General features: G+C 58.6%; 16 protein-coding genes and 2 pseudogenes. 11 read left to right on the top strand and 7 right to left on the bottom strand.

Features of this window, described 5'->3' with window-relative positions; all coding sequences use genetic code 11:
• Positions 1 to 119 precede the first annotated feature (119 nt).
• Positions 120 to 1,028: a GGDEF domain-containing protein gene (locus GGQ73_RS09995; protein ID WP_183896146.1), complete on the top strand. Its 909-nt coding sequence runs from the start codon at positions 120 to 122 to the stop codon at positions 1,026 to 1,028.
• A gap of 13 nt (positions 1,029 to 1,041) precedes the next feature.
• On the opposite strand, the gene GGQ73_RS09990 is transcribed toward GGQ73_RS09995, so the two are convergent.
• Entirely contained in the window at positions 1,042 to 1,677 is a 636-nt protein-coding gene (locus GGQ73_RS09990; RefSeq protein ID WP_183895945.1) for an aminotransferase class IV family protein, read from the bottom strand.
• 92 nt (positions 1,678 to 1,769) lie between these two features.
• Positions 1,770 to 3,608: a M3 family oligoendopeptidase gene (locus tag GGQ73_RS09985; RefSeq protein ID WP_183895943.1), complete on the bottom strand. Its 1,839-nt coding sequence runs from the start codon at positions 3,606 to 3,608 to the stop codon at positions 1,770 to 1,772.
• A gap of 170 nt (positions 3,609 to 3,778) precedes the next feature.
• Here GGQ73_RS09985 and GGQ73_RS09980 point away from each other — a divergent pair.
• The 4 genes and pseudogenes from GGQ73_RS09980 to GGQ73_RS09970 form a co-directional block, all read left to right on the top strand.
• Positions 3,779 to 4,967, top strand: a pseudogene (locus GGQ73_RS09980) (sigma-54-dependent transcriptional regulator); the annotation flags it as partial.
• A gap of 167 nt (positions 4,968 to 5,134) precedes the next feature.
• Positions 5,135 to 5,335: pseudogene (locus GGQ73_RS23345) on the top strand (helix-turn-helix domain-containing protein); the annotation flags it as partial.
• A gap of 205 nt (positions 5,336 to 5,540) precedes the next feature.
• Positions 5,541 to 7,424 (top strand): DUF882 domain-containing protein, encoded by a 1,884-nt coding sequence (locus tag GGQ73_RS09975; RefSeq protein WP_183895941.1) that lies wholly within the window; start codon positions 5,541 to 5,543, stop codon positions 7,422 to 7,424.
• 225 nt (positions 7,425 to 7,649) lie between these two features.
• Positions 7,650 to 9,854: an ice nucleation-like protein gene (locus GGQ73_RS09970; protein ID WP_183895939.1), complete on the top strand. Its 2,205-nt coding sequence runs from the start codon at positions 7,650 to 7,652 to the stop codon at positions 9,852 to 9,854.
• 79 nt (positions 9,855 to 9,933) lie between these two features.
• On the opposite strand, the gene pyk is transcribed toward GGQ73_RS09970, so the two are convergent.
• Positions 9,934 to 11,373, bottom strand: coding sequence for a pyruvate kinase (pyk, locus tag GGQ73_RS09965; RefSeq protein WP_183895937.1), 1,440 nt, complete (start codon positions 11,371 to 11,373; stop codon positions 9,934 to 9,936).
• Positions 11,373 to 11,855 carry a DUF1036 domain-containing protein gene (locus GGQ73_RS09960; protein WP_183895935.1) on the bottom strand — a complete coding sequence of 161 codons (483 nt, stop codon included), beginning with the start codon at positions 11,853 to 11,855 and terminating at the stop codon, positions 11,373 to 11,375. Before GGQ73_RS09960 ends, pyk begins: the two co-directional genes overlap by 1 nt.
• Positions 11,856 to 12,050: 195 nt before the next feature.
• On the opposite strand from GGQ73_RS09960, the gene GGQ73_RS09955 reads away from it, so the two are divergent.
• From GGQ73_RS09955 to GGQ73_RS09945, 3 genes are all read left to right on the top strand, one after another.
• A complete protein-coding gene (locus GGQ73_RS09955) occupies positions 12,051 to 12,839 on the top strand; it encodes an N-formylglutamate amidohydrolase (protein WP_183896144.1) in 789 nt (262 codons plus the stop codon).
• 12 nt (positions 12,840 to 12,851) lie between these two features.
• A complete protein-coding gene (locus GGQ73_RS09950) occupies positions 12,852 to 13,157 on the top strand; it encodes a DUF1244 domain-containing protein (protein WP_183895933.1) in 306 nt (101 codons plus the stop codon).
• A gap of 154 nt (positions 13,158 to 13,311) precedes the next feature.
• Positions 13,312 to 13,566: a DUF2312 domain-containing protein gene (locus tag GGQ73_RS09945; RefSeq protein ID WP_042617583.1), complete on the top strand. Its 255-nt coding sequence runs from the start codon at positions 13,312 to 13,314 to the stop codon at positions 13,564 to 13,566.
• Positions 13,567 to 13,611: 45 nt separating this feature from the next.
• On the opposite strand, the gene GGQ73_RS09940 is transcribed toward GGQ73_RS09945, so the two are convergent.
• Positions 13,612 to 14,553, bottom strand: coding sequence for an alpha/beta fold hydrolase (locus GGQ73_RS09940; protein ID WP_183895931.1), 942 nt, complete (start codon positions 14,551 to 14,553; stop codon positions 13,612 to 13,614).
• Between the two features lie 400 nt (positions 14,554 to 14,953).
• Here GGQ73_RS09940 and GGQ73_RS09935 point away from each other — a divergent pair, with 400 nt between their 5' ends.
• The gene (locus GGQ73_RS09935) at positions 14,954 to 15,436 is read left to right on the top strand and encodes an Hsp20 family protein (RefSeq protein ID WP_174153902.1); all 483 of its coding nucleotides are present in this window, start codon (positions 14,954 to 14,956) and stop codon (positions 15,434 to 15,436) included.
• Positions 15,437 to 15,467: 31 nt separating this feature from the next.
• On the opposite strand, the gene GGQ73_RS09930 is transcribed toward GGQ73_RS09935, so the two are convergent.
• Positions 15,468 to 16,496 carry a bile acid:sodium symporter family protein gene (locus GGQ73_RS09930; protein ID WP_183895929.1) on the bottom strand — a complete coding sequence of 343 codons (1,029 nt, stop codon included), beginning with the start codon at positions 16,494 to 16,496 and terminating at the stop codon, positions 15,468 to 15,470.
• A gap of 105 nt (positions 16,497 to 16,601) precedes the next feature.
• Here GGQ73_RS09930 and GGQ73_RS09925 point away from each other — a divergent pair, with 105 nt between their 5' ends.
• Complete coding sequence (locus GGQ73_RS09925) at positions 16,602 to 17,462, top strand: LysR substrate-binding domain-containing protein (protein ID WP_183895927.1); 861 nt, start codon at positions 16,602 to 16,604, stop codon at positions 17,460 to 17,462.
• 186 nt (positions 17,463 to 17,648) lie between these two features.
• Here GGQ73_RS09925 and GGQ73_RS09920 read toward each other — a convergent pair whose 3' ends face one another.
• Positions 17,649 to 18,704 carry a threonine aldolase family protein gene (locus tag GGQ73_RS09920; protein ID WP_183895925.1) on the bottom strand — a complete coding sequence of 352 codons (1,056 nt, stop codon included), beginning with the start codon at positions 18,702 to 18,704 and terminating at the stop codon, positions 17,649 to 17,651.
• A gap of 363 nt (positions 18,705 to 19,067) precedes the next feature.
• Between GGQ73_RS09920 and gltB the strand changes: the two genes are divergently transcribed.
• Positions 19,068 to 23,807: a glutamate synthase large subunit gene (gene gltB / locus GGQ73_RS09915; RefSeq protein WP_183895923.1), complete on the top strand. Its 4,740-nt coding sequence runs from the start codon at positions 19,068 to 19,070 to the stop codon at positions 23,805 to 23,807.
• Positions 23,808 to 23,846 lie beyond the last annotated feature (39 nt).

Here is a 23,846-nt window from a genome sequence, read left to right as displayed (position 1 = left end):
CTCATAAAATCATCCATACAGCTTAGGACTACGCTTTGGGGTGGCACAGGGTATAATAACCTCTGGAAACCCGGCACGACCTTCAGGAGAGCGATATCGTGAGGCAAGAGACTGCCAACCTGGATGGTCTTATCGAGCGTGTCATTGCCTTGCAGGACATGACGCCCGTCTTCATCGCGCTTTTCGACACTGAAGACCGGCTGCGTCACGCCAACCGCGCATTCCGGGAAGCCTTCAATCTGGCCAGCGATGCATTCCCGCCATGGGCCAATATCCTGCGCGATAATTATCATGACCGTAAAGGCCTGATCATAACCACCGCGGATTTCGAGGCGTGGTTACTGTCAGCGCAATCGCGTCGGGGCAAGCTGCCGTTTCGGGGGCTGGAGCTGGACCTGCATGACGGTCGCTGGATCTGGATGACCGAAACGGTTCAGGACGATGGCTGGATGCTGTGCGTGGGCAGCGACATCACCGCGCTCAAGCAAAACCAGCGCAGCCTGCGCCAGGATCGCGACATCGCCATGCGGGCCGCGCAGACGGATGAACTGACTGGAACCGCCAATCGCCGCTTCGTCTTTGCCAAGCTCGATGTCCAGATGGAAAAAGTCCAGAACGGGACGGAATGCCCGTTCGGGCTTTGTGTCATGGATATCGATTTCTTCAAGGTCATCAATGACCGTTTCGGCCATCAGGGCGGCGACACCGTGCTGCGGGACTTCGTCAAGATCGTTCATTCCACCATCCGTCGGTCCGATTGTTTCGGGCGCGTGGGCGGCGAGGAGTTCATGCTGATCATGCCGCGTACCCCCCTGCCGGATTGCGTCGGCATCGTGGAACGATTGCTGGACAAGGTCGCGAGATCCTGTCCATTTCCCGGTGCCGCCGATTTTTCCTACAGCTGTTCGGCGGGGCTATCGCTTTACCGAGCCGGAGAGACGGGTGCCGATCTCTATCAGCGCGTGGATCGTGCGCTGTATGCGGCAAAGCAAAAGGGTCGTGCCCGGGTTGAGTGGGTTCTGGAGTAACGCGTCGATTGCGTCAAACCAACTCTGCCGCAACCAGCCCATGCAGCGAATTGCCAACGAACAGCTTTCGTCCGTTCAGATCCTGTGGTCTCAACGCCTGTCCGCGTGCCCGGCGATCACGGATGAGGTCGGCGCGAAGGACGCCGGGTAAAATGCCACTGTCAAGCGGTGGGGTCAGCAACTGGCCTTCGGCAGCCTCGACAAAAATGCTTGTGGTTGATCCTTCGCAGATTTCGCCGCGTTCATTCAGCAGCAGGACCTCGTCGGCCTCACTTGTCGAGAATTCAGCACGTGCGGCGTCATAGGGTTCGCGGCGCGAGGATTTGTGGCGGTAGAAGGTATCGCTGGAATCCAGCCGTGTCTTTTCCGCGATCTTCACGCGCCAGACGGCATTGAAAGGTAGTGGCACAAAGGGCTCAGCGGCAATGTCGAGTTCGCCTTTGTAGGTCATGACCACCCGCACGGTCATCGGTTCGCTGCCGCCCACGACTGCGTTCAGCGCTTTGACCGTATCGACGGGTGCACGAAAACCCAGCGCATCGGCCGAGCGTAGCAGACGACGCGTATGCTGCTCCAGTCGCTGGAAACCGGTTGTCGGTTCCCAGCGCAGCGTTTCCCGCAAGGTCAGGTCGGCCGGTTTGCGTTTCATGATTGTCGTCCGTCATGCTGTTTACGTAAGGTAAGGCATATGAACCGGCGAAGCTTGCCCGAAATGGGAGCCTCGCCGGATTTCTCCTCGCCTCAGTCCAGTGCCTCCAGCTCATCGATCAGGCCTTCGATCATCGACAGGCCCTTGTTCCAGAAGGACGGATCGGTCGCATCGAGACCGAAGGGCTTGAGCAGCTCCGAATGATGTTTGGTTCCGCCTGCTTTCAGCAGCTCGAAATATTTGTCCTGAAAGCCGCTGTCGGCATTCTGGTAAACGGCGTAGAGCGAGTTGACGAGGCAATCGCCGAAGGCATAGGCGTAGACATAGAAGGGTGAATGGATGAAGTGGGGCACATACGTCCACCAGTTCTCATAGCCTTCCGAAATCCTGATCGCCGGTCCAAGGCTTGTCCGCTGGACTGAAAGCCATAGCTCGCCAATCTGGTCTGCCGTGAGTTCTCCGTCCTTGCGGGCGGTGTGCACCTTGCGCTCGAATTCGTAAAAGGCGATCTGGCGCACGACCGTGTTGATCATGTCTTCGACCTTACGGGCCAGCAGCGCCTTGCGTTCGCGTTTGTCCTTCGTGCCATCCAGCAGTTTGCGGAAGGTCAGCATTTCTCCGAAGACGGACGCCGTTTCGGCCAATGTCAGTGGCGTGGCGCACATCAGCGCACCCTGTCCACCGGCCAGCACCTGATGCACGCCATGGCCCAGTTCGTGGGCAAGCGTCATCACGTCACGCGGTTTACCGAGGTAATTGACCAGAACATAAGGATGCGCCGAGGGCACGGTGGGATGGGCGAAGGCGCCCGGTGCCTTGCCGGGGCGGGCGGGTGCGTCGATCCATTCCTCATCGAAGAAGCGGCGGGCGATATCGGCCATCTCAGGTGCAAAATCGCCATAGGCCGAGAGCACCATGTCCTTTGCGTCGTCCCACGGGATGACGGCGTTCGACGTATCGGGGAGCGGCGCGTTGCGGTCCCAATAGTTCATCTGCTCCATCCCCAGCCACTTGGCCTTCATCTTGTAATAGCGGTGCGACAGGCGCGGGTAGGCCTGTGTCACGGCCTGTGCCAGCGCAGCCACCACCTCGCGCTCGACGCGGTTGGCCAGATGGCGGCTGTCGGCAATGTCTTCGAATTTGCGCCAGCGGTCGGAGATTTCCTTATCCTTGGCGAGTGTGTTGGTGATCAGCGTGAAGACGCGCAGATTGTCCTTGAAGGTGGCGCTGAGTGCCTGCGCGGCCTTTTTGCGGGTTTCCGTGTCCGGCTCCTGCAACAGATTGAGCGTTTCTTCCAGTGCAAGGTTTTTGCCGTCAACGTCAAAGCGCAGCTCCGACATGGTCTCGTCAAACAGCCGGTTGAAGGCGGCGGCGCTGGTCATGGACTTTTCAAGGAACAGCTGCTCCAGACTGTCATCCAGCTGGTGCGGCTTATCCTTGCGAAGGTCGACGAGCCAGGGCTTGTAATGACCGGTCAGCGGATCGTTGGCGATGGCCGCGTCGATCGTCGCGTCGTCGATGCGGTTGAGTTCCAGCGCGAAAAACAACAGGTTCGACGACATCTCGGTCAGCTTCGACTGTGCATCACCGTAAATCTTGCCGTTTGCCGGATTGGAGGTGTCGGAAAAATAGGTAAGGCCTGCGAAGGAGCCGATGCGGCCAAGAAGATCGTCCAGCGCTTCATACTCCTTCAGCGCGGCGCCAAGTCCGTCATCGCCCGAAAGCCTGGCGGCTGCTTCCAGTTTGCCCTTCCATTTCGCCTCGAATGCCTTGGCATCTTTTGCCGCCTTTTCCAGCGCGCCCCTGTATTCGGACGAATCGGCGGAAGGGTAGAGATCGGACAGCTTCCATGTCGGGAGGTCACCGAGGGCTGCGGTGCCTGCTTCCGCCGGCGAAAAGGCGGGCAGGGAGATCGATGTCTTCAAGGTCATGTCGGGCGTTCCTCTTTATCTCTTCGCCAAAGCATATGGGGGCTCTGTTTCCCGTGGCAATGCATAAAATGCAAGCAAATCTCAAAACTGGATGTTCAAGCCTTCCGTGCCACATTCGGTTCAAAGGGTCTGCATGAAGCAGGTCCATAAACCGGAAACCGGAGCCTGACATGACAGCGCAAGTACTCGTTATCGATGACGATCCTGTTCAGCGCCGCCTTTTGAGACAAGCGGTGGAGCGTTATGGACACCATCCCATTCTTGCCGAAAACGGCCGGGTTGGACTGGAGCTGTTGAAACAACACAGCGGCGATATCAGCGTGATCGTTCTTGACCTGATGATGCCGGAGATGGACGGTCTTTCTTTCCTGAAAGCGGTCGGTGAGCTGGGCACGGACGTGCCTGTCATCGTGCAGACAGGGCAGGGCGGCATCGATACTGTGGTGCAGGCCATGCGCGCCGGTGCTTTCGATTTCGTCGTCAAGCCTGTCTCGCCTGAGCGTATCGGCTCGGCGATCGCCAACGCACTCAAGCTCGATCAACGCGAAGCAAAGGCCCGCACGGGCAAGCGCTCGCGCAACCACACCGTCAATTTCAACGACATCGCTTCTGCAAGCCCTGCCATGCTGCGCGTGATCGAACTTGCCCAGCGTGCCGCGCAATCCAATATTCCAGTCGTGCTGGAGGGCGAATCCGGTGTCGGCAAGGAGATGATCGCGCGCGCGGTCCAATCCGGCAGCGACCGGGCGGGTAAGCCTTTCATTACCGTCAATTGCGGCGCCATTCCGCACAATCTCGTCGAGAGCATTCTCTTTGGCCATGAAAAGGGTGCCTTTACCGGTGCCACCGAAAAGCACATGGGCAAATTCATGGAAGCCGATGGCGGCACGCTGTTTCTGGATGAGATCGGCGATCTGCCGCTTGAGGTGCAGGTCAAGCTGTTGCGCGCCGTGCAGCAGGGCGAAATCGAGACCATTGGTTCGGCACGAGTCCAGAAGGTCAATGTGCGGCTGATTTCGGCCACGAACAAGGATCTGATCGAAGAGGTCAAGGAAGGCCGTTTCCGCGAGGATCTTTATTATCGCCTCAACGTCTTTCCTATCACCATTCCCGCATTGCGTCGCCGCAAGGAAGACATTCCCTATCTGGCCCGCGTGTTTGCCGAGCGCTTCTCGATCGAACAGAAACTGCCGCATTCCCTCGGTGTCAGTGCCGGTGCGCTGGCCTTGCTGACGGCCTACGACTGGCCGGGCAATATCCGCCAGCTGGAAAATGCCGTTTTCCGTGCCGTCGTTCTGGCCCAAGGCGATGAATTAACGGAAGCGGATTTTCCGCAAATCGCACTTCAAGTCCCGGAATTTGCCGGCGACGTCGCCGACCACGACACGCCGCATCGCCCGACCGAGCGCTCGCTGCTGGTGGCACCTGCTGTGGAAAACAGAAGCAGTGCCGCAGACATCATGTCGGTGATGGAAGCCATGGCCACGGATGACGAGCGATCTGCAGCCGTGTTCCCCGGTGGCAGCCTGATTGCCTCGACGGATGACAGCGGCGATGTTCGCAAGATCGCCGATATCGAAGAGGAGCTGATTCGGTTTGCGCTGCGGTTCTATCGTGGTCAGATGAGCCAGGTTGCGCGCAAACTCGGGATTGGTCGCTCCACGCTCTACCGGAAGTTGAAGGATTATGGCATTGATCCTGATGATCCGCTGCGGGATGCCGCTTGATGCGGCAGACGAGGCCTAACCGAGCAAATGCGATTTTTGTTAACGCCTGAGCAAGGATATTCGCTTACGGTCTGTAAACCTCTTGTTAGTGGAGCGTTCACTATATAGAGGAAGGTTGCACATGTGTGGCAAATTTGCCATTGTGTCACCGTAATTCAGGTTCATTAGGACAATGTGACGAATTGTCTGCCAGGCGGGGATCAAATTGCCTTATCTGTATCGGAATAGCGCGCTGACCGCCAAGGTTGCGCGCGGCTTGATCAAAGATATATGCACGAAGCTATCGGCACGCGTTGTGACTTGCGCGTGCCTGTTGATGGCCGGTCTACCCGCTATTGGTGTTTCGGCGACAGAAGCTGCTGCCGAAACCCGCAGTCTGAAGCTTTATTATATCCACACCAAAGAAAAAGCCGTCATCACATTCAAGCGAAATGGCAAGTACGACCAGAAGGGTCTGCAGGAGCTGAACCGCTTTCTGCGTGACTGGCGCCGCAATCAACCGACCAAGATGGATCCGCGCCTGTTCGATCTGGTGTGGGAAGTCTATCGCCGTTCCGGTGCCAACGAATATATCAACGTGGTGTCCGCTTTCCGTTCGCCTGAGACCAATGGGATGCTGCGCTCGCGCACCAAGGGTGTTGCCAAGAGCAGCCAGCATACACTCGGCAAGGCCATGGATTTCTATATTCCCGGCGTGAAGCTGGGTCGCCTGCGCGAAATCGCCATGCAGATGCAGATCGGTGGCGTTGGCTTTTATCCGACGTCCGGGTCTCCCTTTGTCCATCTTGATGTCGGCAACGTGCGTGCATGGCCACGCATGAGCCGCCAGGAACTGGTGCGGATTTTCCCCAAGGGCAACACCATTCACCTCCCATCCGACGGCAAGCCCCTGCCAGGTTACGACCAGGCGCTGGCCGATTATCGCAAACGTGTGAGCTCCTCTTCGATCCAGGTTGCCAGCACGGCTGGCGATGGCCCGGCTTCTTCCTCATCGGGTGGCAAACGCAAGACCTTGCTCGCCGCCCTGTTTGGTGGCGGTGATGAGGACGAAGATGCTGAAGGCATTGCAACGCCCGCGCCGACTGCTCGGTCGGCGGCACCCGTTGCTGCTCCTGTAGCGCAAGACGCTGAAGAAGAAGTCGCACCGCCAACGGCTGTGGCTGTTGCCTCTGCTCCCCCGCTACCTGGTGGCGTCAATGCCCCGTTGCCGACTGCCCGTCCAACTTTCCGCAATCAGGAAGGTGCTACCGGACTTGCGACAGCGCTCTACTCTCCAGCGCGTAACGCCGCGCAGGACGCACTTCAGGCGGCAACGACACCAACTCCCATGGCAGCCCCTGCCGAACAGCAGTTCGCCGATCTCGCGCAATATTCCATTCCTGTGCCGACCCTGCTCGGGCCTCGCCGCATGAAGGGTGACGCCGATGGCACAGTCATGGCGGCGCTGGGCTCCGAAAACATGCCGGGCGATGCGCTTGCAGCTCATGTTCCCGTTCCTGCCAACCGTCCAGCTGTTGCGGAAGCCCTGCTTGCCAACGCCAATTCCGAGACGGATGGCCAGGAAGACGAGGCGGAGCAATCATCGCTTTCGCCTGTCGTCGTCGCGGCTCTCGAGCAAAGCGGACAGGATGCTCGTTCGGCCATGATTGCAACGGCAATGCCAAGCGCTGCGCAGTTTCCGGCTTCCCTCACAAGTACCAAGCCGGCTCAAAAGCCTGTCCAGATGGCGAAAGCTGCGCCTGCTTCGACGTCGCAGGACTATGGCGACGAGTTTGACGTGAAGCCAAAGGCCAATACCGGCGGTCTGACTGCTGGCCTTCCTACAAAGGGCGGTCGTCCGAACAAGAAGGATGCTGCCGTCGCCGAAGAGGCGATGGTGAGCGGTGGTCGTTTGACACAGGAAGCCATTTCGGACTGGGCTCTGAGCCAGGACAAGGGCGTGACCGGTCGATCGGTCAAGGCGCCGCGCGTCGTCAACAACCGCATGCTCAGCCACGATATGTCGGCCTCTGCAGCGACGGCCAGCTTCCGCCCCGGTGCAGCAGCGATCGATTCAAGTCGCTTCAGCACCCCTGTGAAGATGCCATAAGGCAGCTGTCGTAACATAAAGATCAGAAGTGCCGCCCGGTGATCTCCTTGGAGACGACCGGGCGGTTTTCGTTTTGGCTGTTTAGGCCGCTTGCTTGCAGCTCTCTTCGAATTTCATTAGAGATTGGCAATAGATCTGCCGATAGTCGTGTTATCGCAATGTCGGGGCAAGATTCGTTGGGTAGACGATTACCATCTGACCAGTAATCGATGGTGTCGCGCGCTCATGACCATAATAGCCAACCTTGCTCCCAAGCAGATTGCCCAACTGTCTACGTCCACGATTGCTGGGCTCAGCAGTGCCGATCTTGGTCAACTCAATTCTGCGCAAATCAAAGCTTTTACATCCAATCAGGTCGGTGCGCTGACGACCACCGTGGTGGCGTCACTTTCCACACAGGCCGTGAGTGCGTTTGCGCCCAAAGCGATCACCGGACTGACCCTGTCGCAGGTCTCCGCGCTTGGAACGACGCAGGTGTCGGGCTTATCGACTGCGCAGATCAATGCGCTGTACGCCAGCCAACTCGACGGGTTTTCCGCACCGCTGATCGAAGCCCTCAACACCGCGCAGGTTTCGGCGCTGAGCAGTCAGCAGGTCGCTGTCCTGTCCGCCGACGACCTCAACAGCTTCACGTCGGAAGAAATCGCCTCCTTAAAGAAGTCCTCCATTCCCGGAATAAAGACATCGGCGCTTGCCGGTCTTGCCACTGACAAGATCACCGCGCTGACCACTGTGCAGGTGGCGGCACTGACATCGGCGCAAATGAAAGCACTGACCTCCGAGCAACTCACGGCGCTGACGGCGGAGCAGTTTTCGGCATTGACCGCAACGCAGATCGCCGGTTTGTCCACGGCGGTGATGAGCACGCTGAACAGCGATAAGCTCGCGGCCCTCAGCACCAAGCAGATTTCTGCCTTGACCACCGGCCAGTTCGAAGCCTTGAGTTCAACGAGCCTCATCGCGCTGAACGAAGGTCAGGTCTCAGGCCTGGGTTCACAGCAGATTTCGACGCTGTCTTCCACCGAGCTCAACAGCTTTACCCCTGCAGAGATCGCGTCGATCAAGAAGGCATCCATTCCCGGTTTATCGACGGTTGCCCTTGCGGGTCTGACCACCGACAGGATCGCAGCCCTGACGTTGACGCAGGTGGCAGCCCTGTCATCGACGCAGATGAAGGCGCTCACATCCGTGCAGCTCTCGGCGTTGACAGCGGACCAGTTCTCCGCGCTGACCACGAAACAGATTGCAGGGCTTTCAACCGAAGTACTCGCCAATCTCAGCAGCGAACGGCTCAGTGCGCTCTCCACAAAGCAGATTACCGCGTTGACCACCGTGCAGTTCGAGGCGTTGAACTCCACCAGCCTTGCCGGGCTCGATGCGCAGCAGGTTGTCGGGTTGGACGCGAAACAGGTCGCAACGCTGTCTGCGGATGAGCTTAACAGTTTCACGGGTGAGGAAATTGCGGCCATCAAGAAGGCAGCGATTGCCGGATTGACCCCTGTTGCCTTGGCTGGACTGTCTACCGACAAGATACCATCGCTGACGACGGCCCAGCTTTCGAGCCTCTCCGCCGAGCAGATGCAGGCGCTCTCGTCGGCGCAGCTATCGGCGCTGACGCAGGACCAGATGAGCGCGTTAGCGGCAAAACAGATCGGCGGCCTTTCGACGGCAGTCATTGCCAGTCTGGACGAGGACGTTTTCGCGGCGTTCAATACAAAGCAGATCGCAGCGCTAACGGCTGCCCAGTTCGAGGCATTAACAAGCTCAAGCATCGAAGCTCTTCAGGAAACCCAGGTGGCGGGGCTGAATTCCAAGCAGGTCGCGACCCTGTCCGCCGCAGAGCTGAATAGTTTCAGCGCCGAAGACATCGCGTCGATCAAGAAAGTCGCCATTGTCGGGTTGACGACCTCGGCGATTGCAGGCCTTTCGACTGATCTCATTCAGGCCTTGACGACGGGTCAGATCGCCGCGCTGTCTACCACGCAGATGAAAGCGCTGACATCCGATCAGTTGGCGGCACTGACACCCGAGCAGTTTGCGGGTCTGACGCCGCGTCAGATCTCCGGATTTTCGACAGCTGCCATCAGCCAGCTGGGCGGCGACAAGTTGGCAGCTATGGGTTCCAAACAGATCGCAGCGCTGACGGCAGCACAGTTTGCCGCTTTGAGTTCGCAAAGTATCGAAGCGCTCACGGATGTGCAGGTTGCGGCGTTGAATGCCCAGCAGGTTGCGACACTGGATGCGAGCGAGCTGAACAGTTTCGAAACGTCCGAAATCGCATCGATCAAGAAATCCGCGCTCGCGGGACTGTCGGTTGCTGCCTTGGGCGGGATGGATGAGGATAAGATCGAATCGTTCACGACGACGCAAATTCAGGCCATGAGCGCCGCACAGGTCAACATCGTGATTGCCGCCTACAAGGACAATTGAAGGCTCAATCCCGCAAGACGAAAAAGGCGCGGTCGAAACACCGCGCCTTTTTCTTTTCAATCCATTTCTGCTTTTCAGATCAGACGCCGCTCTGGCCGTCGGAACCGATATAGGCGATGCGCACCATGTTGGTGGCTCCGGGTGTTCCCAGGGGAACACCGGCCGAAATGATGATGCGGTTGCCGGGTTGGCCGAAGCCTTCGTCCACGACGATGCGGCAGGCGCGGTTGACCATGTCATCCTGGTCGCTGGCGTCGCCCGTGACGACGCAGTGCAGGCCCCAGACGACGGAGAGGCGTCGTGCGGTCTGAACGATCGGCGACAGGGCAATGATTGGAACCTGGGGACGTTCACGCGCGGCGCGCAGACCTGTCGTGCCTGACGACGTGTAGGTCACGATTGCGGTAAGGCCAAGCGTTTCGGCAATCTGGCGGGCGGCCAGCGAAATGGCGTCTGCGCCCGTCGCTTCCGGCTGCGGGCGCTGCGCGTAGATGATGTTGGAATAATATGGGTCCTGCTCCACGGTGCTGGCGATGGATGCCATGGTGGAGACCGCTTCGACAGGGTAATCGCCTGAGGCTGATTCGGCAGACAGCATGATCGCGTCGGCGCCTTCGAACACGGCGGTTGCCACGTCTGAGACTTCGGCGCGTGTCGGAACAGCAGCCGAAATCATCGATTCCAGCATCTGTGTTGCAACGACAACCGGCTTACCGGCCTTGCGACAAGCGCGTGTCAGCTGCTTCTGGATGCCGGGGACGGCTTCCAGCGGCATCTCGACCCCGAGGTCGCCACGCGCGACCATCAGTGCGTCGGAAAGCGCGATGATTTCTTCGATGCGCTCGACAGCCTGCGGCTTTTCGATCTTGGACATGAGCCCGACGCGGTCACCGGCAATCTTGCGCACTTCCACGAGATCTTCAGGGCGTTGCACGAAGGAGAGAGCAACCCAATCGACTTCGTTTGTCTCGAGCACGGCATCGAGATCGACGCGGTCCTTATCGGTCAGAACGCCGACACCGAGCAGGGTGTCCGGCAGGCTGATACCCTTGCGATCGGAAATCTTGGTGCCAGAAATGACGGTCGTCACGATGCTCTTGCCGTCGCATTTTTCAGCGCGCAGGTGCAGCTTGCCATCATCGATCAACAGGCGGTCGCCCGGTTTCACGGCTTCGAGAATTTCAGGATGCGGCAGGAAAACGCGGCTCTTGTCGCCGGGGGCTTCATTGTTGTCGAGCGTAAAGGTCTGGCCTGCCACGAGATCGACCTTCGTGTCAGCAAATTTGCCGACGCGCAGCTTTGGGCCTTGAAGATCGGCCAGAATGCCGATGGGGCGACCAACACGGCTTTCGACCGAGCGAATGCGCTGGATCAGCGTGCGCATCACATCGTGGCTGGCGTGGCTCATATTAATGCGGAAGAGATCGGCACCGGCCAGATGGAGCTTCTCGATCATTGCTTCATCGGAGGATGCTGGGCCGAGAGTTGCAAGGATTTTGACTTTGCGATTACGCTTCATCAGTTCTGACTTTCCTGTGTACCTGGCGTGTCGGAAAGCTGGACCATCCAGCTTCCCTGTCTGCCCGTATCGTATTCCTTGAAACCCATTCGCTGGAAACTACGGGCGTAGCAATCATCCACACCGGTGATCTTGAACTCGTTTTCCGCGACGCACATGTTGACGTCGCCCGTCCATCTGCCGCCACGGGCAGCGTCTTCGGCGTAGAGATAATAGTAGCGCGACTGCAACTCGCCTTCGATCAGCGTGGCACATGTGGAGGCGGGCACCTGCCACCAGCCTTCGCTGATCCAGCCTTCCTGCGCGCGGTAGCCGATAGCTACGCCGACCAGGTTCTGTGTGCTGTTGCAGACACGGAAATCCGCCAATGCCGGCTCTGCGAGAAGAAGCGGTGTTGAGAAGAGGGTGGCAGCGCAGAAAAAGCGGATCGCGCGCCGGAATTTTCGAAGCTTAGCGGAGAATGTCTGTGTCACGGCTTCCATCCGGATTCCATGGTTATAAAATGAGAACACTTCTTGGCGCGGACGCCCAAGAAAGTCAACGCAAGTTCAATCGATTGTATCTGTATGGAATGGATGCGGGGGTACTGCGGATGGCTTTCAGGCCGTTCAAACTTGCGCGTGGCACCGAGCCATGGCATCAAGCGTCTCTCCCTCATCATCGCCAGAAATCCAGAGATGCCCGACTTCCAGCCATATGAAATCATAGAAGGCGATTATGACAAAGGCATGGTTCTCCTTGCCGATCACGCCACCAACCTTCTGCCGCCGGAATACGGTCGTCTGGGGCTTGCCGCAGAGGCGTTTCAACGCCATATCGCGTTCGACATCGGCATTGAAGGCCTGACACGTGATCTTGCGGCACGGCTGGGTGTGCCCGCAGTCATGAGCCGTTTTTCGCGTCTGTTGATCGATCCCAATCGCGGTGAGGACGACCCGACGCTGATCATGAAGATTTCCGATGGCGCGATCATTCCAGGCAATCACCCTATCACGCAGGATGAATGGGACGTGCGGTTGAACGCCTATCACCGCCCCTATCACCGTGCTGTGGGCTCTGTTCTGGAGAAGGTCGCCGAGCAATCGGGAAAAGCGCCTCTGGTCTTTTCCCTGCATTCCTACACGCCGTTCTGGAAGGACGTCGCCCGCCCGTGGCATGCAGCCGTGCTTTGGGACACGGACGATCGGGCCGTCACGCCGCTGATCGCGCATTTGCGGGCGCCGGGCGATATTCTGGTGGGAGACAATGAGCCCTATGACGGTGCGCTGAAGGGTGACACCATGTATCGCCACTGCATGGTCAAGGGCATTCCTCACGCCCTTTTAGAGGTGCGGCAGGACTTGATCGGTGATGATGCCGGAATTGCCGAATGGGCCGCGCGGCTTGCTCCCATTTTTGCCGCAATGAATGATGATCTGACCTTGCACGACTACAAGCAGTTCGCATCGCGGACCGGACCTTACTGACAGGAGAGTGCTGTGAGCGACGTTGACGATACCCGAAACACCGAACTGGAAGCAGCGGCGTTTCGCAGGCTGCTCAAGCACTTGCGAGACCGCAGCGACGTGCAGAACATCGACCTGATGAACCTTGCCGGTTTTTGCCGCAACTGCCTGTCCAACTGGTATGCGGATGCGGCAAAGGACGCTGGTCTGGAGATCAGCAAGGATGCCGCCCGCGAGATCGTCTACGGCATGCCGTATGACGACTGGAAAAAGCTGCATCAGGGCGAAGCCAGCGATGCCCAGAAAGTCGCATTCGAGCAAAACAAGCCGCAGGAATAAAGGGCTTGGACCTGAAACGGCTTGACGTAGCGGCCTGAGACAGGCAGGTCACCAACCTGAAAAATTCGCTGCCACCGCAGCCAGGAGGCCTCCGCCTCGACCACTTTCGAATCACGCGGTTCTCTGTGCAGGGCCCCACGCAAAGGATGACACAATGGACGAAACAGCCACAACCGAAACCGTAGCCGCCGCCGAACTGCGTCAGTTCATCGAGCGCATTGAGCGCCTTGAAGAAGAGAAAGCTGCGATCTCGGGTGATATCAAGGATGTCATGGGCGAAGCAAAGGGCCGTGGCTACGACACCAAGGCCATCCGCACCATCATCCGTCTGCGCAAGAAAGATGCCAACGAGCGCATCGAGGAAGAAACGATTCTACAGACCTATATGGCTGCACTGGGTATGGAATAATCAATATTTGCGAGACGGCACTGTGCTCGTGGCCAGTGCCGTTTTCTATTCTGCGGGTGCGAAAAATGCGTCGATCGCTGCCAGCGCCTGGCTGCGGTAGACATCGCGCTCCAGAAAAAGTTCGTGCCGCGCGCCTGTCACCGGTATGAGTTGCGCCGCGCGGAAGTTGCGCGATAGCTCTTCCTGCCCTGCATAGGGCGAGATCGTATCGCGCATGGGTGCCAGAAGCAGTGTCGGCACCGTGATCTTCGTGAGATGATCCTGGCGCGTCACCCAGGGCATCGTTTTCAGCACTTCGAAAAGCCAGCGTGCCGTCGGAGCGCCGACGAAGAGTTCGGGGTGCTCGATTCCGATCGCAGCGTTGCGGGCAAAGCGGACGGGATCTGACGTGAGCGGATTGTCGTCGAATGAGCGTTCGCGCTGGTCTTTTCCCAATTGCACGCCGCCCAGCCCGATCAGGCTGAGGCTCGTGGCAACCAAACGAATGAACCAAGGGGGCATGGACTGTCCGCTCAGCGATATGAACGGTGCGCTGAGTGCCATGCGCTCGATGCGGTTTGACAGCGATGGCGCGATGGAAAGAGCTGCTAGTCCGCCGGTGGAATGCGCCAGCATGAAGAAGGGCAGGCGCGTATCGGGCAGCACCACATGCTCCAGAAACAGCGCGATATCCTTGCCGTAATCGGAAAAGCGCCGCACATATCCGGCATGGGCCTTCTTCAGCATTCGATCCGAGCCGCCCTGTCCGCGGGTGTCGAAGGTCGCGACCCAAAACCCTTTGGCGGTCAGATCGTTGATCGTCTCGAAATATTTCTCGATGCACTCGTTGCGACCATGCAAAAGAACGATTGTGCCACGCGCCACAGACTGGCTGGAGCGAAAGATCGCATAGCGCAACTTCTTGTTTTTATGACCGGTGAAATAGCCTGCGATGTGGTTTTCGGGCACGGGGTTGCCCTTGGTGGCGTGCAGGATGGCTTCGGTCATGATGGTGGTTCCGACTTGGCACTGAGGTGTTTCAGAACGGGATAAGAGGCGCGCCGCTGCGCGTCAAAGGAAAAGGTGCGCGCCAAAAGAAAAATGCCGGAACCGTCGGTCTTAGCAGTCGCGGTTCCGGCTGAGATGACAGAAGAAGAAGGGACGTTATCCTTCTGCCGCCGGAGATTGCCTCCGATGTCACGATCTCTAGCGCGTTGAAGCTGAACGCTTCGGGAACCACTCGTTCAGATGCGGTTCACAACAATTCCGTGGTTTCCCATCTCTTGAACTTGCCCGAAAGCTTTCCCATCTCTTGATCACGGTCGCCAGAACGGGGCCGTATCCGTCTCTTCACCGCCCAATCGGGGTGAAGACCGCAACCGCAAACAGTCGCTCACAGGAGGACACCATGCGTCACGTTGATTTTTCCCCGCTTTACCGCTCCACAGTCGGTTTCGACCGCCTTTTCTCCATGCTCGATGGTCTTGGCCAGCCGGAACAGGCGCAAGCCTACCCGCCCTATAACATAGAGCGCACCGGCGAGAACACGTACCGGATCACCATGGCCGTGGCCGGGTTCGATGAAAACGAACTCAGCATCGAATCGCGCGCCAATGTGCTCACCGTCAAGGCTGAAAAGGCTGATGAGACCAAGGACAGCGAAGGCGAATTCCTCTATCGCGGCATTGCCAAACGCGCCTTCGAGCGTCGCTTCCAGCTTGCCGATCACGTTGAGGTCCAGAACGCTTCCATGAAGAACGGTTTGTTGCACATCGATCTGTTCCGAAACATTCCCGAAGCCATGAAACCACGTCGCATCGCGATTGTTTCAGACGTTACGGACGAGCCAAGGCAGATCGAAGCACAGGTTACACCTGCCCAGGTCAACTAAACCTGTTGCATAGGTTCTGACGAAACGGCCCTCATTGCAGGGCCGTTTTTGTTTGTTCTGGCGCAAGCACGACCTCGGCGGTTTTTTGCTGTCCGATTTGCTGGGCCTTGCGGGCGTAGCGTTGAGCGATCACCGCGCAGGCCATCAACTGGATCTGGTGAAACAGCATCAAGGGCAAAACGATTGCGCCGATGCTCTGGCCCGCAAAGATCGCGCCTGCCATGGGCACGCCGCTCGCCAGGCTCTTCTTGGAACCGCAGAAGGTGATGGTGATCTCGTCTTCCTTCTTGAAGCCCAGCAGGCGACTGCCGAACATGGTGATGCACAGGACGAGAGCCAGCAGAGCAATGTCGATGCCGATGACGACGCCGATGTCTCGCAAGGTGAACTGGTGCCAGATGCCTTCGATGACGGCTTCGCTGAAGGCGAGATAAACGACCATCAGGATCGATCCCCGGTCGACAGGGGCCAGCAGCGTCTTGCGGGCTCTGATCCAGTCGCCAATCCACGGCTGCAGGATTTGGCCCAAAATGAAGGGTGCCAGCAATTGCAGGAAAATCTGGCCGAAAGCCCCGAGCGAGAAGCCGCCGCCATGGCCGCCCACTGTAAATAGAAAGCCGACGAGCAGCGGCGTCAAGAACATGCCGAATATATTCGATGCGGACGCCGCACAGATGGCCGCTGGAACGTTCCCGCCCGCCATGGAGGTGAAGGCGATGGAGGACTGCACGGTTGACGGCAGCACGCAGAGGAACAGGACGCCCATATAAAGCGGAGCGGGGAGGATACTTTGCGGAATGTAGCCCAACCCCACGCCGATCAATGGAAACAGGCCGAAGCTCACGAGCAGAATCACGATGTGCAGACGCCAGTGCAAGACACCGGCAATCACCACATCGCGCGACAATCTCGCGCCGTGAAGAAAGAAAAGAAAAGCGATCGCGCATTTCGTGACGATGCCGAAATACTCTGCTGCTTGTCCGCTGACGGGAAGGAGGGAGGCGATAATGACGGTGGCGACCAGCATCATGGTGAAGCGGTCGGGCAGGAAGCGGCTCATGATAGCGTGCTTTCGTGTTTCCGGTTTTTCGTTGAATTGGTCCGCACTATCACTCATCATGAAAGCAGATGCAAAAACTAACAGTTATCGTAATGTGAGATAACAATGCTCAATCTTCAGCACCTTGCCAGCTTTGTAACACTGGAACAGACCATGAGTTTCACCCATGCCGCCGAACGGTTGGGCATTGGTCAATCGACGCTCAGTCAGCATATTCAGCGGCTGGAGGCGTTTCTCGGCCAACGTCTGATCGCGCGTGACACTCACCGGGTCCGCCTGACGCCCGAGGGCGAGGCGCTGCTGGGGTACGCGCGCAACATGCTCGATATCAACAACAAGGTTGCTGCTCTCTTCGGGGAAAGCAAGCTGCGTGGCCGCCTGCGCCTCGGCGTCTCCGAAGATTTTGTCGCCAGCCGCCTGACGGTCATTCTGGAGGAGTTCACGCGGCTTTATCCGCTGGTCGATCTGGAATTGACGGTGGCGCTGAGCGGCGCTCTCTACGAAATGCAGGATAATGGTGAGCTGGATGTGGTGCTCGCCAAGCGGCGGCTGGGTGATCAGCTCGGCCACTTCCTGTACCGGGAACCGCTGGTTTGGTTGGCGAAAGACCCGGATGCCGTGTTGTCGCGCGAAAACGCTCTGCCGCTGATCGCTTTTCCAGCGCCCAGCATTACCCGCAAGGCAGCGCAGGAAGCGCTCGACCGCGCCGGTGTCGCCTGGCGCATCGTCTGCACCTGCGCCAGTCTTAGCGGCCTGGCGGCTGCCACTCGCGCCGGTATGGGGGTTCTCGTCCAGCCCCGTAGTATGGCGCCATCGGGATTGCGGGAACTGCCAAAGGGTGCGCTACCCGCATTGGAAGACGTGGAATTCGTGCTTCAACCGCGAAAAGGAGCAGATGCGGAACTGGTTGAGGCCTTATCCAAGCTGGTCATGGCGAAAGGTATGGTGCAGGGGAGTTTTGTTTGAGTTTCCGTTCGTCATTCCAGCCTTGTTTGCTGAAATGACGAACGTTGCCAAGCCCATTGACATTATCCTCGGCCTGTCCCGAGGATCCGATCCCGTTGCCAAAACCGAAAGTGGATAGATCCTCGGGTCAAGCCCGAGGATGACGTATGGAGCGTGGGTGTCCGCCCATCGGCCACCAAATCGGCGTCAAGCCGCGCCACAAATCCGCAGGAAATCGTCTACGTCGTTTTCCAGCGTTGCAAAGCTTGTGACGAGGCGGATGAGTTGTTCGTTGTCGCCAACGGGTTCCGGCATATCGTGCGGGACGGGCCAGTCGTAGAAGCTGGCACCGGCTTCTTTGGCAGCCTTCGCCTTGTCCTTGTTTAGCACCACGAAAAGCTCATTGGATTGGGTGGGCCAAGCCAGCCGTGCGCTGTTGGAGGCGGACAGTCCTTCGCGCAGACGCGTTGCCATGGCGTTGGCGTGGGTGGCGAGTTCCAGCCACAGACCGTCCGTGAAATAAGCGTCGAATTGGGCAGCCATGAAACGGGTCTTCGAGAAAAGCTGGGCGGAGCGCTTCCGGATGAAGGGCAGGTCTTCTGCCGTTTTGGGGTCCATGTAAACAATGGCTTCCGCGCACCAGCAGCCATTCTTGGTGGCGCCAAAGGACAGGATGTCCACGCCGCGCTTCCATGTCATCTCGGCCGGCGTCGTGTCCAGCGCGATCAGCGCGTTGCCGAACCGTGCGCCGTCCATATGAAGCGGCACGCCAGCATTTTTGGCGATCTTTGAAATGGCATCAATTTCATCAAGCTCGTAGACCGTGCCCTGTTCCGTTGCCTGTGTGACCGTGACCAGCATGGGCTGGCCCTGATGGATGGAGCCGGGTGGAAAGCGGCCAATGGCGGCTTCCAGGTTCTTCGGCAGCATCTTGCCATTGGGGCCAGCGACCGGCATCAGGCGCGAGGCATTGGAAAAGTAGACCGGCGCGCCGCACTCGTCCTCAATGACGTGTGCTTCGGAATGGCAAAACGCGATGCCGCCGGGGCGGGCGACACTGGCCATGGCAAGAGAATTAGCGGCAGTTCCAGTGCCAACGAAGAAGACGGCGACCTCACGCTCGAAAATTTCGTTGAAGCGCTTTTCGATGGCGCGGTCCAGTTCGCTGGTGCCGTAGGCTGCGGCGAAACGGGTGGATTCCTTCATCAGCCGCTCATTGATGGCGGGGTGGGCGCCTGCCCAATTGTCGGAAGCAAAAAACATGGGTCTGCACTTTCGATGAGTTGATGATGTCGGGAGTGGCTGGTCTGCCAAACGATTGTCGTTTTATGGTCTTATCCTTGGGAACGCAAATCGGACAATGAAAGCAACGATTTCGCTTCGTTGTCGGAAGAAAATTGCGCCAGGAATCTCGGGCGAGACATTTACCGTCATTTCGTCTGTTTATAAAATGTTGGCATGGACTTGCAGAGTCCGAGTGTTTCTGTCAAAATCTCACCAGAATTAAGACAGTATTGCTGTCCTAAATTGACAGGCGGACGCAAGGCCACTATCGGAAACGGTGAGGTGGCTGAGCTTCCGCCTCTTCGCGTGAAGCCATGCAACCTGTTGCAGGAGGGACGAAAAATGACAATCAAGCTGGAAGGCGAAAACGCCACTGCTACCTTGACCAATGACTGTCCGACGGACGTGCGGCCGAAAGCTGGCGCGCGCGCGACGATTGGTGGTCTGCCTCCCAAGCAGGGTCTTTACGATCCGCGCAACGAGCATGATGCCTGCGGCGTCGGCTTCGTGGCGCATATGAAGGGCCAGAAGTCGCACCAGATCGTCAAGGATGGCCTGTTCATTCTCGAAAACCTGACCCATCGTGGTGCCGTCGGCGCCGACCCGTTGATGGGTGATGGCGCGGGCATTCTGGTGCAAATCCCCGACAAGTTCTTCCGCGAGGAAATGGCGCTTCAGGGCGTGACATTGCCGAAGGCTGGCGAATACGCCGTTGGCCACATCTTCATGTCGCGCGACGCAGCTCAGATCGAGCACTACAAGAAGGTCATCATCGATGTCGTCGCCGATGCGGGACAGCAGTTCCTCGGCTTCCGCGATGTGCCTGTCGATAACTCCTCCCTGTCGGAGGCGCCCGAGATTGCCGCGACAGAGCCGCACCACGTGCAGGTCTTCATCGGCGCTGGCCGTGATGCCGCCACCAATGCCGATTTCGAGCGTCAGCTGTTTCTGATCCGCAAGGTCATTTCTAACACCATCTACGATGCGGGTGGCGGCAAGGAAGCACAGGATTTCTACCCCGTTTCGCTGTCTTCCTCGACCATCGTCTACAAGGGCATGTTCCTGGCCTATCAGGTCGGTGCCTATTACAAGGACTTGGCTGACCCGCGCTTTGAAAGTGCGGTTGCCCTCGTTCACCAGCGTTTCTCGACCAACACCTTCCCATCGTGGAAGCTGGCGCACCCGTACCGCATGGTTGCCCATAATGGTGAAATCAACACGCTGCGCGGCAACGTCAACTGGATGGCGGCGCGTCAGGCCTCTGTCGCATCGCCGCTGTTTGGTGAGGACATCTCCAAGCTCTGGCCGATTTCCTATGAGGGCCAGTCCGACACGGCCTGCTTCGACAACGCGCTCGAATTCCTCGTGCGTGGCGGTTACTCCATGGCACATGCCGTGATGATGCTGATCCCGGAAGCGTGGGCGGGCAACCAGTCCATGTCGCCGGAACGCAAGGCATTCTACGAATACCACGCAGCGCTGATGGAGCCATGGGATGGCCCTGCAGCCGTCGCCTTCACCGATGGTAAGCAGATCGGCGCGACGCTCGACCGCAACGGTCTGCGTCCCGCCCGCTATCTCGTGACCGATGACGACCGCATCATCATGGCATCCGAAGCGGGTACATTGCCGGTGCCGGAAGAGCGCATCATCAAGAAGTGGCGTTTGCAGCCCGGCAAGATGCTGCTGATCGATATGGAAAAGGGCGCGATCATCTCCGATGAGGACGTGAAGCGTGAACTTGCGACCAAGCACCCTTACCGGACGTGGCTGGATCGCACCCAGCTGATCCTCGAAGACCTGAAGCCTGTCGAGCCGCGCGCCTTGCGTCGTGACGTCTCGCTTCTGGATCGTCAGCAGGCATTCGGCTACACCAGCGAAGACACCAAGCTTCTGATGTCGCCCATGGCGACGACCGGTCAGGAAGCCATCGGCTCGATGGGCACGGATACGCCGATTTCGGCCATGTCGTCGAAGTCGAAGCTTCTCTATACATACTTCAAGCAGAACTTTGCGCAGGTCACCAACCCGCCCATCGACCCGATCCGCGAAGAGCTGGTGATGAGCCTCGTCTCCTTCATCGGTCCACGTCCGAACATCCTCGACCATGAAGGTGCGGCCCGCGCCAAACGTCTGGAAGTGCGCCAGCCTATCCTGACCAATGGCGATCTGGAAAAGATCCGCTCCATTGGTCACACGGAAGACCGCTTCGACACAAAGACGCTGGACTTTACCTATGCCGTCGAGCGTGGTGCCGAAGGCATGCCTGAGATGCTCGACCGCCTGTGCGAGCGTGCGGAATCGGCTGTTCGTGGCGGCTACAACATCATCGTTCTCTCCGATCGTCAGCTGGGACCGGATCGCATCGCCATTCCTGCGTTGCTGGCAACGGCTGCCGTCCATCACCACCTGATCCGCAAGGGTCTGCGCACCTCTGTTGGTCTCGTTGTCGAAACCGGCGAGCCGCGCGAAATCCACCATTTCTGCCTGCTGGCCGGTTATGGTGCCGAAGCGATCAACCCGTATCTTGCTTTCGATACGTTGCTGGACATGCACAAGCACAATGCCTTTCCAAAGGAAGTGTCTGATGATGAAGTGGTGTACCGCTACATCAAGGCTGTCGGTAAGGGCATCCTGAAGGTCATGTCCAAGATGGGTATTTCCACCTATCAGTCCTATTGCGGTGCGCAGATTTTCGACGCGATCGGCCTGTCATCGGAGTTCATCGAGCAGTATTTCTCCGGCACTGCCACGCAAATTGAAGGCGTTGGCTTGACGGAGATCGCTGAGGAAACCGTATCGCGTCACACCGACGCCTTCGGCAAGGACCCGATCCTCGCCAGCACACTGGATATCGGTGGCGAATATGCCTACCGCATACGCGGCGAGAGCCATGCCTGGAGCCCGGATGCGGTTGCCACCCTGCAGCACGCCGTGCGCGGCAACAGCCAGGAGCGTTACCGCGAGTTTGCCGAAATGGTGAACGACACCAATCTGCGCATGAACACCATTCGCGGTCTGTTCAAGGTGAAGTCTGCAGAGGCGCTGGGCCGCAAGCCTATTGCCATTGATGAGGTCGAGCCTGCCGTCGATATCGTCAAGCGTTTCTCCACCGGCGCCATGTCCTTCGGCTCCATCAGCCGCGAAGCGCATACCACACTGGCCATTGCGATGAACCGCATCGGCGGCAAGTCGAACACAGGTGAGGGTGGTGAAGAGTCCGACCGCTATCTGCCATTGCTCAATGGCAATCCGAACCCCGAACGCTCTGCCATCAAGCAGATCGCATCCGGCCGCTTCGGTGTGACGACGGAATATCTTGTCAATGCCGATATGCTCCAGATCAAGGTCGCGCAGGGTGCCAAGCCCGGCGAAGGCGGTCAGTTGCCCGGCCACAAGGTGGATGCGACAGTTGCCAAGACCCGCCATTCCACCCCGGGCGTTGGCCTTATTTCGCCGCCGCCGCATCACGACATCTACTCCATCGAAGATCTGGCGCAGCTGATCTACGATCTGAAGAACGTCAACCCGGAAGCCGATGTTTCCGTCAAGCTGGTGTCTGAAGTCGGCGTCGGCACGGTTGCCGCCGGTGTTGCCAAGGCACGCGCAGACCATATCACCGTCTCCGGTTTTGATGGCGGCACGGGTGCGTCGCCGCTCACCTCGCTCAAGCATGCCGGTTCCCCATGGGAAATCGGCCTTGCCGAGACCCAGCAGACGCTGGTCATGAACGGCTTGCGTTCGCGTATCGCTTTGCAGGTGGATGGCGGCTTGAAGACGGGTCGTGACGTCATCATCGGCGCTCTCCTAGGCGCAGATGAGTTCGGCTTTGCGACGGCTCCGCTGATTGCTGCCGGTTGCATCATGATGCGCAAGTGCCATCTGAATACCTGCCCCGTGGGCGTCGCGACGCAGGACCCGGTCCTGCGCAAGCGCTTCAAGGGCGCGCCTGAACACGTCATCAACTACTTCTTCTTCGTTGCCGAAGAAGTGCGCGAAATTCTCGCCTCGCTGGGCGTGTCCAAGCTGGACGAGATCATCGGCGCTTCGGAACTGCTCGAAAAGGATGAGATGCTGGCCCACTGGAAGGCCAAGGGGCTCGATTTCAGCCGCATCTTCCACAAGGTCGAAGCACCCAAGGAAGCGACCTACTGGACGCAGCGTCAGAAGCACCCGATCGACGATATTCTCGACCGCAAGCTGATCGAGAAGTCGATGCCGTCGCTTGAAAACCGCGAGCCTGTGGTTTTTGAAGTGCCGATCAAGAATGTGGACCGCTCGGCCGGTGCCATGCTTTCCGGTGCGCTTGCCAAGCGTTGGGGCCATAAGGGTCTCAAGGACGATACGATCCACGTGCTGTTGCGCGGGACGGCAGGCCAGTCGTTTGGTGCCTTCCTTGCCCGTGGCATTACGTTCGATCTGGTGGGTGACGGCAACGACTATGTCGGCAAGGGTCTGTCGGGTGGCCGCATCATCGTGCGTCCGCCGGAAAACTCCCGCATCGCTGCGGAAAACTCGATCATCGTCGGCAACACCGTTCTCTACGGCGCCATCACGGGCGAGTGCTATTTCCGAGGCGTGGCAGGTGAACGCTTCGCTGTGCGCAACTCCGGCGCCATCGCCGTTGTCGAAGGTGTGGGTGACCATGGCTGCGAATATATGACGGGTGGCATCGTGGTGGTGCTGGGTGAAACCGGGCGCAACTTCGCGGCTGGCATGTCCGGTGGCGTGGCCTATGTGCTTGACGAAAAGGGTGACTTCGCCAAGCGCTGCAACATGGCCATGGTCGAGCTGGAGCCGGTTCCGGAAGAAGACGACATGCTGGAAAAGCTGCACCACCACGGCGGCGACCTCATGCACAAGGGACGTGTTGACGTTTCCGAAGACATGACACGCCACGATGAAGAGCGCCTCTACCAGATGATCTCCAACCACTTCCATTACACCAACTCCAACCGCGCCAAGGACATCCTCGACCGCTGGAGCGAGTTCCGCCCGAAATTCCGCAAGGTCATGCCGGTCGAATACCGCCGTGCGCTTGAGGATATGGAACGGATGAAAATGGGCGTGGCTGCGGAGTAGTCCGACGCGTAAAGACACACCACCGACTGATCTTGCTCC

Origin of the sequence: Rhizobium skierniewicense (assembly GCF_014196515.1) — a bacterium.
In the GTDB taxonomy this organism is placed as follows: Bacteria; Pseudomonadota; Alphaproteobacteria; order Rhizobiales; family Rhizobiaceae; genus Agrobacterium; species Agrobacterium skierniewicense.
This window is presented reverse-complemented; position numbering and strand designations above follow the sequence as displayed.